We start from the raw sequence: 13,730 nt of genomic DNA on the forward strand, positions 1-13,730 counted from the left end.
CAAGGCATAAAGTTGGTGAGATTCGCTCAAGCTAGTTTCAAATGCTTTACTTTTAGGTTGCTTCTCTGTAAGATCATATGTTGTAAATACCAACAAGAAAAGTGGGGAATAAAATGAAAAAAATGTTCTTTGCCATTATTTTAGGCGCTTGTGTTGCATTGATCACAGCATGTGGATCAGCTGCAAATGACAGCGCAAATAAACAATCTGGGTCTAAGGAATCGGGTGACCTTTGGAAATCCATTCAGGATAAAGGCGTATTAACCATCGGTACAGAAGGTACATATGCTCCTTTCACCTTCCATGACAAAAAAACAGATAAATTAACTGGCTATGATGTCGAGGTCATCACAGAAGTCGCAAAACGTCTTGACTTAAAACCAGAATTCAAAGAAACACAATGGGACAGCATGTTTGCTGGTCTGAATTCTAAACGTTTTGATGTGGTAGCGAACCAAGTTGGTAAAACTGGACGTGAAAATCAATATGATTTCTCTGATAAATACACAACGTCTCAAGCCATTGTTGTGACAAAATCAGATAACAATGACATCAAGAAACTTTCTGATGTGAAAGGCAAAAAAGCAGCGCAATCATTAACAAGTAACTATAACAAATTAGCTACAGATGCTGGCGCTAAAATTGAAGGGGTTGAAGGTCTTGCACAATCCATTCAATTGATTCAGCAAGGGCGTGCTGATTTGACGTTCAATGATAAATTAGCTGTCTTGAATTACTTGAAAACAAGCGGTAACAAAAACCTAAAAGTTGCATTTGAAACAGGAGATCCACAAGAAACGTATTTTGCCTTCAGAAAAGGTAGCGGCGAAGTCGTTGACAAAGTGAATGGCGCATTAAAAGAAATGAAGAAAGACGGTACACTCGCTAAGATTTCTAAGAAATGGTTTGGTGAAGATGTTACAAAGTAATACCCTAGGAGTCGTCATTCCTTGGGATCTTCTTCAGCAATCTTTTTGGCCAATGGTGATGCAGGGGATTTATTATACAATCCCCCTTGCCATCATTGCCTTCATTATTGGTCTTTTTATCGCGCTTGTGACAGCTCTTGCTAGAATGTCTAAAATCAAAGCCCTCAGATGGATTTTCTCCATCTATGTGTCGGCCGTTCGCGGAACGCCGCTTTTTGTGCAATTGTTTATTATTTTCTATTTCTTTCCGACATTTAATATCACACTAGATCCATATCCAAGTGCCATTATTGCTTTTTCATTAAACGTAGGTGCGTATGCGTCAGAGATTATCCGTGCATCCGTCCTGTCTGTTCCTAAAGGACAATGGGAAGCTGGTTATTCAATTGGGATGACCCATCGCAAAACGCTCATCCGCGTGATTTTACCGCAGGCAGTGCGTGTATCGATTCCGCCGCTGTCTAATTCATTCATTAGTTTGGTGAAAGATACATCGCTTGCCTCCCAAATCCTCGTGGCAGAGATGTTCCGTAAATCACAGGAAATTGCTGCGGCGAACTTGGATCAAATTTTATTTATTTATATGGAAGCAGCCCTGATCTATTGGGTATTCTGCTTCATTCTATCGCTCGTTCAACACCAAATTGAAAAACGACTTGATCGATATGTCGCAAGGTAAGGAGGGAACGACATGCTAACAGTCAAAGGCTTAAACAAATCCTTTGGTGAAAATGAGATTTTAAAGTCGATTGATTTTACGATCAACAAAGGGCAGGTTGTGGCGATTCTTGGTCCATCAGGTTCAGGAAAAACAACGATGCTTCGCTGTTTAAATGCACTTGAAATTCCAAATGCAGGCTCCTTTACCTTCGATGATTTCTCGATTGATTTTTCTAAAAAAAATAAACAAGCTGATTTGCTCAAGCTTCGCCGGAAGTCAGGCATGGTGTTTCAAGATTATCATCTGTTCCCACATCGCACTGTTCTTGAGAATGTGATGGAAGGTCCAGTCCAAGTCCAGCGCCGTCCGAAAGAAGCGGTGCGAAAAGAAGCGATTCAGCTTCTGCAAAAGGTAGGACTTGAGGATAAAAAAGATTTGTATCCCTTCCAGCTGTCAGGCGGTCAAAAGCAACGTGTCGGCATTGCCCGAGCACTTGCCATTCAGCCAGAGCTTATGCTTTTTGATGAACCAACCTCTGCGCTTGATCCTGAGCTTGTCGGGGAAGTCTTAAAGGTCATGAAAGATTTAGCGAAAGAAGGCTGGACGATGGCGGTTGTCACACATGAAATCAAGTTTGCCCAAGAAGTGGCGGACGAAGTGATTTTTATTGATGGTGGCGTCATCGTCGAACAAGGTCCTCCTGAAGAAATCTTCAAACGACCAAAGGAAGAACGAACAAAACAATTCTTAAATCGGATTTTGAATCCAGTATGATCAAAAAGGCTGTTCTCATCATGTGAGAACAGCCTTTTTTTATATCTCTTTTTGCAGCCGCAGCGCTAGTAAATCTTGCAGGAGCAGTCTCGCTCCCTCTGGGCTGACAACTACACCACCTGACAGGGCCTTATTGGAACAGGTGACTTGCCCTGTAACGATACAAGGTTTATCCTGCCAATAAGGCTTTATCACAATGTGACTTTCTTCTTGATAGATTTCTATAAAGTCTTGCGGTCGAATTTTTAATTGTTTTCTAATATCTGTCGGGAGAACAACTCTCCCAAATTTATCTATATACCGTACATAGTCTTCATTTATCAAATTGATCCCCTCCTGCATCTATAGATACTATATAGACGATCACCTCCTTATCAGACGATCTGCTCGATCGGCGGGAAAATGAAGGAGGAGCCGCAGGCTGGATCAGTGTCTACACACGCTTTCCATATATAATATATCTGTTTGGTGCAGGACCAATAAAAGAAAAAGGATAACATGTGGTTAAGACAAGTTCTTCTTTTTTATGCTGCAATGTAATAATACTTGTATCCTCTTTTTTGACAACCTTTGTTTTCTCAATTTCATAGACAAATCGACCGTATGAAAGCTCAATGATGAGCTGATCCCCCTTCACAAGCTCTCCTGTTCGTCTAAATACAGTATCTCGATGCCCAGATAACACAATTTGTCCCTGCTCATTAGGAAAATAACTCTCGTGATAATGACCAACGCCTTTTGCTAAATCCTCCGCTTCCGTTCCTTCTACAATCGGTAACTCAGCTTTTAACTTTGGAATGTGCAATAGCCCAATGGTTTCACCAGCCTTCGGCACAAAAGGGGAATCCGCTTTCCCCTTTTGCTGGATGGCTGCTTGCGCAGACTGGAATGATTGATCTACTTGTCTTTGTCCATCAACGATTTTCATATATCCTACAATCACAAGACAAATACCTGCTGTAATCAATAGAGCTGAGATGATTTTTTGAAACATGGACGATTATCCGTTTCTTTTTCTTCTTTTCCATACAATAAGGGATGCACCTATTAGTACAAGTGCAAATCCTGCTAGTAAAAGGTTGTACATCTCTGTTGCAGTGTTCGGAAGATGATGACCAGGTGTATCCGATTCTGAATGAGAAGGCTGCTCTGGATTTGCTGGCACCTCTGGCACATGCGGCGGTACTACCGTTGTTGAGTTTTCAGGTTTGTCTGGTTCGTCAACATTATCACCCTTCACAACTGCGATATTTTGAATGGTTTTACCTCCAGATCCTTTCGCAACCTTCGCTTCAAACGTCACCGTATGCCAGTCCGTGTCTTTGATATCACCAAATTGTCCGGTGACTGTGCCTTTTGTGTAGTCTCCGTTGTCGTCATCTTTTGCATCTGTGACGGCTTGGTCATCTACTTTTAATGATCCTTCGACGTATTCAAGACCTTCTGGTAGTTGATCTGTGATGACTAGATCTTTGATGACACTGTCTTCTACACTATTTTTTGTTTTGATCGTGTAAAGGAGAGTGTCGCCTACCTGAACTTGTTTTTCATTTGTATTGCCTTCTGCTTTTTGAGAGATCTCAGATGTTTTTTCTGATTCAAGCTTTGGATCTCTTGGATCAATGTTTGTTTCGGTTGTCGGCTCATCTGGTGGCGTGTTTTCGCCTGTTACTTTTGCTGTGTTTTGAATGGTTTTATCCGCTTGGCCTTTAGCGACCTTCGCTTCAAACGTCACCGTATGCCAGTCTGTGTCTTTGATATCACCAAATTGTCCGGTTACTGTGCCTTTTGTGTAGTCTCCGTTGTCGTCATCTTTTGCATCTGTGACGGCTTGGTCATCTACTTTTAATGATCCTTCGACGTATTCAAGACCTTCTGGTAGTTGATCTGAAATCACGAGATTTTCGACGATGCTGTCCTCTTCAAGGTTCTTTGTTTTGATCGTATACAGAAGGGTATCGCCTACCTGTGGTGTTTTTTCATCTGTGTTTCCTTCTGCTTTTTTCTGAATGCTCGCTGTCTTTTCTGATGCTAGTTTTGGTTCACGAGGATAAATTTCTGTATTCGTTGTTGGATCATCTGGCGGTGTGTTTTCACCTGTTACTTCGGCAGTGTTTTGAATGTCTTGACCAGCCTGTCCCTTTTCAACTGTCACTTCAAACGTCACGGTATGCCAATCTGTGTCCTTCACATTACCAAAATAACCTGTGACCTTTCCATCTGTATAGTCTCCGCTATCGTCGTCTTTCACATCTGTGACAGATTCTCCATCAATTTCAAGAGACCCAGCGACATACTTCAGCCCTTTTGGTAATTGATCTGAGATCACTAGATTTTCCACAAGGCTGTCTTCTATCGTGTTCTTTGTTTTAATTGTATAAAGCAGGGTATCTCCCACTTCTGGATGCTTCTCATCTTTGTTACCTTCTGCTTTTTTCTGTAAGACGGCTGATTTTTCTGATTCAAGCTTTGGATCACGAGGATAGATTTCTGTTTTTGTTGTCGGATCGTCTGGTGGTGTGTTTTCACCTGTGACACTCGCTGTATTTTGAATGTCTTTGCCAGATTGACCTTTTTCAACCGTCACTTCAAATGTCACGGTATGCCAATCTGTATCTTGAACGTCACCAAATTGTCCTGAAATGGTACCATCTGTGAAGTCTCCGTTATCGTCATCCTTTGCGTCAGTGACTGCCTCTCCATCCACTTGAAGTGAATCCGGCACATACGCTAATCCTTCCGGCAGTTCGTCTGAGATCACTAAATTTTCAACGAGACTGTCTTCTATCGTATTCTTTGTTTTAATCGTATAAAGAAGTGTATCACCGACCTCTGGATGCTTCTCATCTGTATTGCCATCTGCTTTTTTCTGCAAGACGGCTGATTTTTCAGAAGTCAGATTCGGGTCACGAGGATAGATCTCTACATTCGTTGTCGGCTCGTTTGGCGGTGTGTTGCCGGTTGTGACACTCGCTGTATTTTGAATATCTTTGCCTGCCTGGCCTTTTTCAACTGTGACTTCAAACGTCACGGTATGCCATTTCGTATCTTTCACTTCACCGAGCGTTCCAGTGACAGTTCCATCTGTCATATCACCGTTGTCGCCATCTTTTGCATCTGTGACTGGATTCTCATCTACCTGTAGAGAATTTGGTACATAAGATAATCCTTGAGGTAACTTGTCAGAAATCACAAGGTCTTCTATTACACTATCTTCAACAGCGTTACGGGCTTGAATGGTATACAGCAATGTGTCCCCTACTTCTGGGTGCTTCTCATCTGTATTCCCATCTGCTTTTTTCTGTAAGACCGCTGATTTTTCTGATTCAAGCTTCGGATCACGAGGATAAATTTCTATGTTTGTTGTTGGATTGTCTGGCGGTGTGTTTTCCCCTTTGACATTCGCTGTATTTTGAATATCTTTACCCGCTTGCCCTTTTGCTACTTTCGCTTCAAATGTCACAGTGTGCCAATCGGTGTCTTTCACATCACCTATTTGACCTGTCACAGTACCGTTTGTAAAGTCACCTTTGTCTTGATCCTTTGCATCTGTTACGCTTGTGCCATCTACCTTAAGAGAACCAGAAACATAGGTTAAGCTGCTCGGAAGGTTATCTGATATGATCAGATTTTTAAGAATGCCGAATTGCACCGTATTTTTTGCTCTAATTGTATAAAGCAAAGTGTCGCCTACTTCTGGATGCTTTTCATCTGTGTTGCCTTCTGCTTTTTTCTGTAAAGCAACCGATTTTTCTGATTCAAGGTTAGGTGGATATGGATCGAATTCAGGCTTCACCCTTGAAGCTAAGTCGTAAGATAATGAATCACCTGCAGTGCCCATATATGTTGTACTTAATGTTTTCGCATCAAGTGTAAAAAGAGTGGAATGACCAATGGATTCATTTAATCCTGACTGTAATAGCATCTGCCCATTTGGCAAGAAGCTAATTCCCCGCACGCCTCCGTCAATCGTTTTACCATCCGCATTTGTAATCGGAATGACACGAATGACTTCAGCTGTTTCAGGATTCATTTGCGCAACGGCTCCACTGTTATTAGATGCAAACCAAAGATAGCCATCCTTATCGACTACAAGATCTCCGCCAATGTCACCACCAATGCCAGAGCCAGCGTCATAACCGACGATTTTTTTGGACGTTTTTTGACCCGTAACTAAATCGTACGTTCCAAGGAAAGAATCACCATTAGAAAAATAAGAATAAATATATTTATCTTGATGCACAACGGCATTAGTAGCGCCTTCAGGTAGTTTCGTTACGACTTGTGCTTGCCCTGATGTCGCATTTATTTTATATAGAGTAAGGCTAGTGCCATTTGCAGTTGCATACACTACATTTTCTCGATCGCTAACAGCAACACCATTCACTGCGCCTATATCGATTCCTTTCACCTCTACACTAGCTTTAACATTTGTTGGATCATTTCCATCGAGTTGCTGAAGAACTAGTGGCCTAGTCCCAATCATATAGGAATCCGTATTGTTCACGACCACTGTTCCAGCAGCTTTTGTAACAGGTGGTGAGACCGTTAATAAATTTCCAGCGATCAGCACCAATATAAGAAATAATTGACTCGTTCTTTTTAATATGTTCATTTTTTGACATCCCCTTTTCCCTGCTTTACATCATAATGGTATGTACCAGTTCACCTCCCACACTTTGGTAAAGAATATCAGTAACATTTCAGAACCCTCAACATGACTAAAAGACTATTTTCGACAAAAATAGCCCTTTGGTCATATACAGCTTTCGACATCTGATTCATCTATGTTTTTTCCAATAAAACAAGTTTTTTTATCGTGTATTAAATATTTTATCTATCAATAAAAACAGGCCTAACGACGCAATTTACATACAATCTATTCTATTTTATCTTGAATATTCTTTAATTGGATAAAGGTTGTTTTTTTGTCATTTTATATTGAATTTTTTTCTTATTTTCATAAAAATTGGTAATTATTGGTTCGCTTTGTTAAAAAAAACAATTCAAAAGTCTTGCTCCAAAATTTGATGTTTTCTGCTCTTTTTATGGAAAAAATTCTTTTTATCGAGTAAGCGATTACAATTGAGCAAAGCCATTTAAAGGGGCGTGCGAGTATGTTACGATTGAAATCGAGTGTTTAAGAAAGAAGGGAAAGCTTTTGAAGCGGGAACATCTTTTACGTTGGTTTTTTTATTTTGTTGGATTAATTGTACTTGCTTTTGGACTATCGCTGACAGTGAAGGGAAAGATCCTTGGCATTGGTCCGTGGGACGCTTTTCATTATGGACTGTTTCAGCATTTTGGTTTAACCATTGGACAATGGTCGATCATTATTGGTGCACTGATTGTGACACTGACATCTGTTTTCACGAAATCTTTTCCAAAGATCGGCGCCCTGCTCAATATGGTGCTGATCGGCGTGTTTATTGATTTCTTTAATGCAGTATTACCTGCACCACATGGGTATTTACCTGCTTTATATGTGTTTATTACGGGCGTGATTGTGTCTGGGTATGGCGTTGGCATTTATGTCTCAGCCAACCTTGGCGCTGGGCCAAGGGATTCATTAATGTTGCTCATCTCAGCAAAAACGGGGCTGAACGTGCAGTGGGTTCGAAATGGTATTGAGTTAACCGTGCTCCTATTTGCATGGATGCTCGGCGGCCCGATTGGCATTGGAACGATTCTGACGGCCATCTTTACCGGACTCGTCCTTCGCTTTTCATTGCCACAATCGACACGGCTCTTGCAACTGCTCATTACAAAAACAGCGGAGAAACCTGTTCAGACCCTTACCCGATAAGAACAAGCCATTCTACTAAATGAATGGCTTGTTTTGTGCTAAACTAAATAGACGCAATATTCTTAAAACAGGAGATGATCCTCTGATGCAGCTTTTCCATTATCATTACTGGACACCATTTGTTGAGGAGACAGAGAAGGCGTACACCTCATTAGGCTTTGAAGTAAAGGGGCGTTTCGCAAAGGAAGGTTCCTTTCCCCCTCCGCAGACATGGGATGATTTTAGAGAGAAGAAGCCCTCTTTCCGAATCATTGAGATGAGAAAGGGACAGATCAATATCACATTTGGTTATAGTAAAAAAGTCCTTTTTGATCACATCGGCTTTCTAGTGACTGATGATGAATATGATCAGCTGCTGGTACAAGCGCAAAAGAGAAACTGGGCAATCCAGACTGGGGAGCGAAGAACGTTTCTTTCTACACCGATGCGCTTAAGGCTTGAATTGCAGCGGCGGAAAGATGTGATTGAAACTGGTGAAGAAGCAATTGCCGAGATGACGATCGCAGTACCTGATTTGACTCATACACCTACGGTCGATCAGTTGCTGGACGGTTTGACACAACCTATTCATTGGAAAAAGGGAGAACGTCTCTCTTTACTTGAAGTGAAGATGATAGATTCTCATGGGATGAATACGACCGATCCAAACGGTGTTCACGTCCTCACACAAGGATAAAAAGCAGCGAGATACGCTGCCTTTTTTATGATTGTTTACGGATTGGAATCCAAATCAATGTCACATGATCTGGAGAATGTATCTCTCCATCTAAAGGGTACGTTTCCATCTCCATTCCCCCAGCATGCTCATATCCTGAGGCAGGAAACCATTCTGTGAAAATACGTGTCCATGTTGAATGCACAGCGGTTTCGACAGGCCCCTTTGCCTGAAATACAGCCCACGTACTGGCCGGAATCTGCTCGACTGTCATGGTCGAATCTGGTTCTTCCTCACCTTGCTCAATCCCAATGATATAGTCAAATGTTTCAAGCGTTTCATCAAAATGCGCACATACACCGATATATCCGAGTTCTCCAGCTGCATGAGCCAGTGAATCCGTCCATCCTTCTTGATTGACACGCTTCCAAAAGGCGGGAATATCCTGTTTGTTTTGGCTATTCTTTGTTGTTGTCTTTAGTTTTCTGCCCATGATTGAAAATGAATCCTTTTCCACAATTCGATAATGCATCGGTTCGACTCCTTTTATTTGAAGTTCGAAGGAGAGACGGGGGTAGGCTTTCACTGTATACTCGCCTGTTTTCACTGCTGCCGGTGTATATCCATGATGCCGCTTGAAGGCTTTCGCAAACGACTCTGGGGTTTCATAGCCATACTTCACCGCCGCATCAATGACTTTCACTTGCTTGGTCATGAATTCTTCTGCCGCAAGGGTTAATCGTCTTTTGCGAATATATTCTGCTACTGCAATTCCCGTCAGCATATGGAATAGCCGCTGATAATGAAATTTAGACATACATGCGGCCTCTGCCACTTCTTCGATCTGCAAAGGCTGATCCAGCCTCTCTTCCATATAATTGATACTATCCATGATCAAGTGAATCATTTTTCCCTCTCCTTCCTTTTCCACTATATCGAGAACCGCCCGCACCTTCCTGTCATTTTGTGCTTTCATTGAACAGGATGTCTGTTTCTCTTTTGCATGTGTTCATCCAATGGTACAATAAATGTAAAAAATCGAGGTCCGTTATGAAGATTTTCGCTATTCAATTACAACCTTTAGATGATAAAAATGCACGAAACCAAATAGAACAGCTGAAGCCTTTTGTGTCACTTGAAAAACGCGCCGCCACTGAGCGCTTTCGTTTTTTGATCGATGCAAGAAGAACGCTTTTAGGTGAGGTACTGATTCGTCACATCATTCATGAGATGTACGCACTGCCTATGGAACAGATCATTTTTGAAACAGAAGGGAATGGAAAGCCTGTTGTCCGGCAAATTCCTTCTTTTCATTTTAATCTTTCTCATTCTGGTGATTGGGTCGTGGGCGCAGTAGATGATGCGCCTGTTGGCATTGATATTGAAGAGATCAAACCGATTGATTTAGCCATTGCCAAACGATTTTTTTCAGCTGACGAATATCAAGATTTACTCTCACAGCCGGTAGAACGGCAGGAAGCCTATTTCTTTCATTTATGGTCCATGAAGGAGGCTTTTATCAAGCTGACAGGGAAGGGAATATCCTATGGTCTTTCATCCTTTACCGCTCGCTTGTCAGAGGATGGACAGGCTACTTTGAGATTACCTGATCACGAAGCCCCTTGCGTTGTCCAAACATATTCACTTGATCCTGCCTACCAAATGGCGGTTTGTACAAGAAAACCCGCTGCGGCTGAGCACGTCGAGATACTCACTTGTGAGAACATGCTGTCTCGCCTTAATAACGTGTGATTTGTTGAAGTGATGACTTTAACAAACCGACGCCTCGTGCGATTTCCTCTTCTTTTACATGCCAAATGTTCAGCTGAAGTATAGGCTCCTTTTGATAAGTAGAAATGAAATGGCGGTCAATCGGCTGAACCATCACAGAAGCCTTTTTTAGCTGCTGAATAAGCTGATTCATCGGAATGGACCGGTCGACACGAACGTGGGTATGGGTAGCTGGCTCCTCTTCTCCCAGCGCATAAGCGCCTTGATCATTTTTCAAACAGGCCACAAGTTGTTTGGATCGAGCTCTATAGGTCGCCTGCATCCTTTCTCTATGACGCTCAAACATCCCGCTTTTCAAATAAATTTCTAAAGCAGCCTGCGAGAGCATCGAGCTGTCGATATCAATCAGCCGTTTATGTTCACTAAAGGGGCCAATCAGCTCGTTTGGTAAGACGACAGCACCTGTTCTAAGCCCCGGAAAAATGATTTTTGAGAAGCTTTTTAAATAAATGACCTTCCCCGCCTGATCATATGAATAGATCGGGTCTCTTTTTGTATCGAATTCTAAATCAGCCAAATAATCGTCTTCAACGATGTAGACATCATATGCTTCGGCAAGGGCTGCAATCGCTATTTTTTCTTGTTTCGACAGACTCGTTCCAAGCGGGTTTTGAAACCTTGGCATCGTATAGAAAAAGCGAATATCCTCCTCTCGGAAGATACGCTCCAATTCCTGAAGATCGAGTCCTTTTTCCGTCCGCTGAATCCCCCGGACAGGCAGCTGGTTTTTCTCTAAGTATTGGAGGTATAGGTGATAGCCTGGCTGTTCGACCAATATGGTCTGTTTTCCATTTGGAAACGGGATGGTGCTTAAAATCGATAAAGCCAGCTGAATACCAGAGGTCATAACGATCTGTTCTGGAGAGGCAAACACTTGATAATCCGTTAAACGCTTTGAAATGATTGGCAGTAAAGATGGTAATCCATTGGTGGTGCCATAGATAAATAAATCATTTTGATACAGATCAATCGCTTGATTGATGCAGTGCTGAAAATCGACATATGGAAATACAATGGGATCAGGCGCAGAGGAAGCAAAATCAATCCATGTGCTGCCCTTCTTAACGGCTGACTGATTGGTTTTCACGACAAAATAGCCACTTCTTTCTACAGAGTACAGCAAGTGTTCACGCTCTAATGTGTCTAGTGCTTTTATGACAGTGCTTTTGCTCACAGCATATTGAGCCGCTAAGTGACGAATGGATGGAATTTTCATTCCAGCATTGTATTCACCGCTCTCGATTTTGTTTTTTATATTCAACACAAGCTGATCATATTTCCTCACAGTACTACCCTCCTTGTACCGGTACAGATATCAATAACTCTTATTGTACACTTTACTTGATCCGTTTACGATAAAAAGACAGAACCGGTCAATTCAACTGAAGCATGCATGCTCGTGTAAGGAGAATTCTGATGGATATGTCAAAACAAAAAGCGTATGCTGCTTCGATCGCATACGCCTGTATGATTGGTTTTTCATTCTTGTTTGTCAAAGTAGCCTTAGCATCAGCGAATCCGATTGATGTATTGGCACACCGATTTACCGTTTCTTTCGCAGCCGCTCTTTTGTTATTTCCATTTTTACGAAAAAAGTACCGTTTTTCCATTCAATGGCGTGATCTCATTTACATTGTGCCATTTTCCTTGCTTTATCCTGTGTTGTTTTTTGCATTTCAAGTGTGGGGGCTGATGTTCACCTCTTCATCAGAGGCCGGTATTATACAGGCGACCATCCCTATTTTGACAATGGTGCTTGCAGCATGGTGTTTAAAGGAACGCCCTACCTCGATTCAGGTGCTGTTTACCATTCTTTCTGTGTCCGGGGTGATGCTCCTCTTTGTGGTGAAGGGAATTGATGTGAAACATTCTCATCTCATTGGTTATGTGCTGATCTTACTTTCAGCCTTATCATCTAGTGCCTATAGCGTATTTGCCAGGGTGATGACACGGCGATTCCATGTCATTGAACTGACTTTCGTGATGACATTCTTTGGATTTGTTTTCTTTAATGCTGCTGCTCTCATTCGGCACTCGGTAAATGCTACACTACCGCAGTTTTTCAGTCCGTTTACGCAGCCATCCTTTGTATGGTCTATGCTCTTTTTAGGCATTCTCTCATCACTGCTCACAGCGTATTTATCAAACTATGCTCTTTCCCACCTTGAAGCAGCAAAGGTGAGTATCTTTAACAATCTTTCTGCTTTCATTACCATTGCCGCTGGCGTGCTTATTTTACATGAAACGATTGATATGGTTCACCTCATCGGAGCTGTGCTCGTCATTGGCGGAGTGATTGGCGGGAATGTGGTGAGGAAGGGGAATTCATAAAGAAAACGGCCCTCGTTTGACGGGGCCGTTGTTTTCTTTTATTGACTGATGAATTGCCTTTTTGTTGTCTGCTCAATGACATGCCTCATATGTTCTGCGAACTGCTCGAGGTGTGTGTTGATATACATGTGGCCTCCTTCGAAATCAGTGCGTTCGATGGCGTTTGCCCATGTTAGCCAGCCGTCTGCGTCTTCCATGCATTTCTTATCTTGCTTTCCGTTCAATAAATAAACGGGTGATTCGATGATCGTTTTGTCCGTATGCTGGAAGGATTCTAATGCTTGATAGTCGGCACGTAAGGATGGTGTAAAGTAATCCATCATTGGCTTGTTCTCTAACAATTCTTTTGGAATCCCGCCCATTTCAGCAATATGCTGAACAAATGCTTCATTCGATAAATGGGTCAATATTTGTCTTTTTGTTTGCGGCGGCTGAATGGCAGAAATGACAACTGCTGCCGGATCGATGCCTTCCTTTTCTAGCAGCTGAGTCAGTCTGTACACCACAAGTCCACCCATGGAATGTCCGAACAAAATAAATGGACGGTTTAATTTGCCTGTCAGTCCTTCTTTATACAATTCAGCCAGCCGGTCAATGCTTGACTCAAGCGGCATGAGGTTCGTTCCATGACCCGGAGGCTCTGCTGCTGTCACTTCGGCCGTGTCCTTCAGCTGTTCAAAGAGCGGACGGTAAGAGGCGGAATATCCGCCTGCAAAAGGAAAACAAATAAGCTGAATGAGATCTGATTTTTTTTCAAAGGTTTTAAATAATTGGTTCATACGT

General features: G+C 42.2%; 13 protein-coding genes. 7 read left to right on the forward strand and 6 right to left on the reverse strand.

What is annotated here, in order from left to right:
• Positions 1-113 precede the first annotated feature (113 nt).
• Genes tcyA through ACRRMM_RS16685 form a run of 3 tightly spaced genes read left to right on the forward strand, consistent with a single transcriptional unit; the run spans position 114 to position 2,364 of the window.
• Positions 114-929 (forward strand): cystine ABC transporter substrate-binding lipoprotein TcyA, encoded by an 816-nt coding sequence (tcyA, locus tag ACRRMM_RS16675; RefSeq protein WP_007498178.1) that lies wholly within the window; start codon positions 114-116, stop codon positions 927-929.
• The gene (locus ACRRMM_RS16680; RefSeq protein WP_035390475.1) at positions 916-1,608 is read left to right on the forward strand and encodes an amino acid ABC transporter permease; all 693 of its coding nucleotides are present in this window, start codon (positions 916-918) and stop codon (positions 1,606-1,608) included. The genes tcyA and ACRRMM_RS16680 overlap by 14 nt, the downstream gene beginning before the upstream one ends.
• A 12-nt stretch (positions 1,609-1,620) precedes the next feature.
• On the forward strand, positions 1,621-2,364 hold the full coding sequence (locus ACRRMM_RS16685) for an amino acid ABC transporter ATP-binding protein (protein WP_007498183.1): 744 nt from the start codon (positions 1,621-1,623) through the stop codon (positions 2,362-2,364).
• A 39-nt stretch (positions 2,365-2,403) separates the two neighbouring features.
• Here the strand turns inward: ACRRMM_RS16685 and ACRRMM_RS16690 are convergent, their stop codons facing one another.
• The 3 genes from ACRRMM_RS16690 to ACRRMM_RS16700 form a co-directional block, all read right to left on the reverse strand.
• The gene (locus tag ACRRMM_RS16690; protein ID WP_428828776.1) at positions 2,404-2,688 is read right to left on the reverse strand and encodes an AbrB/MazE/SpoVT family DNA-binding domain-containing protein; all 285 of its coding nucleotides are present in this window, start codon (positions 2,686-2,688) and stop codon (positions 2,404-2,406) included.
• Between the two features lie 109 nt (positions 2,689-2,797).
• Positions 2,798-3,358: a class D sortase gene (locus ACRRMM_RS16695; RefSeq protein ID WP_041091092.1), complete on the reverse strand. Its 561-nt coding sequence runs from the start codon at positions 3,356-3,358 to the stop codon at positions 2,798-2,800.
• Positions 3,359-3,364: 6 nt separating this feature from the next.
• The gene (locus tag ACRRMM_RS16700) at positions 3,365-6,979 is read right to left on the reverse strand and encodes an isopeptide-forming domain-containing fimbrial protein (protein WP_432450911.1); all 3,615 of its coding nucleotides are present in this window, start codon (positions 6,977-6,979) and stop codon (positions 3,365-3,367) included.
• A gap of 546 nt (positions 6,980-7,525) precedes the next feature.
• Between ACRRMM_RS16700 and ACRRMM_RS16705 the strand changes: the two genes are divergently transcribed.
• Positions 7,526-8,170, forward strand: coding sequence for a YczE/YyaS/YitT family protein (locus ACRRMM_RS16705; RefSeq protein ID WP_007498187.1), 645 nt, complete (start codon positions 7,526-7,528; stop codon positions 8,168-8,170).
• Positions 8,171-8,255: 85 nt separating this feature from the next.
• The gene (locus ACRRMM_RS16710) at positions 8,256-8,846 is read left to right on the forward strand and encodes a hypothetical protein (protein ID WP_428828774.1); all 591 of its coding nucleotides are present in this window, start codon (positions 8,256-8,258) and stop codon (positions 8,844-8,846) included.
• A 25-nt stretch (positions 8,847-8,871) separates the two neighbouring features.
• On the opposite strand, the gene ACRRMM_RS16715 is transcribed toward ACRRMM_RS16710, so the two are convergent.
• The gene (locus ACRRMM_RS16715) at positions 8,872-9,732 is read right to left on the reverse strand and encodes an effector binding domain-containing protein (RefSeq protein ID WP_428828773.1); all 861 of its coding nucleotides are present in this window, start codon (positions 9,730-9,732) and stop codon (positions 8,872-8,874) included.
• A 143-nt stretch (positions 9,733-9,875) separates the two neighbouring features.
• Between ACRRMM_RS16715 and ACRRMM_RS16720 the strand changes: the two genes are divergently transcribed.
• On the forward strand, positions 9,876-10,577 hold the full coding sequence (locus tag ACRRMM_RS16720) for a 4'-phosphopantetheinyl transferase family protein (RefSeq protein WP_428828772.1): 702 nt from the start codon (positions 9,876-9,878) through the stop codon (positions 10,575-10,577).
• On the opposite strand, the gene ACRRMM_RS16725 is transcribed toward ACRRMM_RS16720, so the two are convergent.
• Positions 10,564-11,901 (reverse strand): PLP-dependent aminotransferase family protein, encoded by a 1,338-nt coding sequence (locus ACRRMM_RS16725; protein ID WP_428828771.1) that lies wholly within the window; start codon positions 11,899-11,901, stop codon positions 10,564-10,566. The two genes, ACRRMM_RS16720 and ACRRMM_RS16725, sit on opposite strands and share 14 nt — an antisense overlap.
• 131 nt (positions 11,902-12,032) lie before the next feature.
• On the opposite strand from ACRRMM_RS16725, the gene ACRRMM_RS16730 reads away from it, so the two are divergent.
• Entirely contained in the window at positions 12,033-12,947 is a 915-nt protein-coding gene (locus tag ACRRMM_RS16730; RefSeq protein WP_098680845.1) for a DMT family transporter, read from the forward strand.
• Between the two features lie 38 nt (positions 12,948-12,985).
• Here the strand turns inward: ACRRMM_RS16730 and ACRRMM_RS16735 are convergent, their stop codons facing one another.
• Positions 12,986-13,726, reverse strand: coding sequence for a thioesterase II family protein (locus ACRRMM_RS16735; protein ID WP_411232070.1), 741 nt, complete (start codon positions 13,724-13,726; stop codon positions 12,986-12,988).
• Between the last annotated feature and the right edge of the window lie 4 nt (positions 13,727-13,730).

Source organism: Bacillus sp. XT-4 (assembly GCF_050864245.1).
Classification (GTDB): domain Bacteria; phylum Bacillota; class Bacilli; order Bacillales; family Bacillaceae; genus Bacillus; species Bacillus altitudinis.

Coding starts and splice junctions, on each gene's coding strand:
- ACRRMM_RS16695 (WP_041091092.1), bottom strand. CDS start 3,358: ATGTTTCAAAAAATCATCTCAGCTCTATTGATTACAGCAGGTATTTGT.
- ACRRMM_RS16710 (WP_428828774.1), top strand. CDS start 8,256: ATGCAGCTTTTCCATTATCATTACTGGACACCATTTGTTGAGGAGACA.
- ACRRMM_RS16680 (WP_035390475.1), top strand. CDS start 916: ATGTTACAAAGTAATACCCTAGGAGTCGTCATTCCTTGGGATCTTCTT.
- ACRRMM_RS16720 (WP_428828772.1), top strand. CDS start 9,876: ATGAAGATTTTCGCTATTCAATTACAACCTTTAGATGATAAAAATGCA.
- ACRRMM_RS16715 (WP_428828773.1), bottom strand. CDS start 9,732: ATGATTCACTTGATCATGGATAGTATCAATTATATGGAAGAGAGGCTG.
- ACRRMM_RS16700 (WP_432450911.1), bottom strand. CDS start 6,979: ATGAACATATTAAAAAGAACGAGTCAATTATTTCTTATATTGGTGCTG.
- ACRRMM_RS16730 (WP_098680845.1), top strand. CDS start 12,033: ATGGATATGTCAAAACAAAAAGCGTATGCTGCTTCGATCGCATACGCC.
- ACRRMM_RS16685 (WP_007498183.1), top strand. CDS start 1,621: ATGCTAACAGTCAAAGGCTTAAACAAATCCTTTGGTGAAAATGAGATT.
- ACRRMM_RS16735 (WP_411232070.1), bottom strand. CDS start 13,726: ATGAACCAATTATTTAAAACCTTTGAAAAAAAATCAGATCTCATTCAG.
- tcyA (WP_007498178.1), top strand. CDS start 114: ATGAAAAAAATGTTCTTTGCCATTATTTTAGGCGCTTGTGTTGCATTG.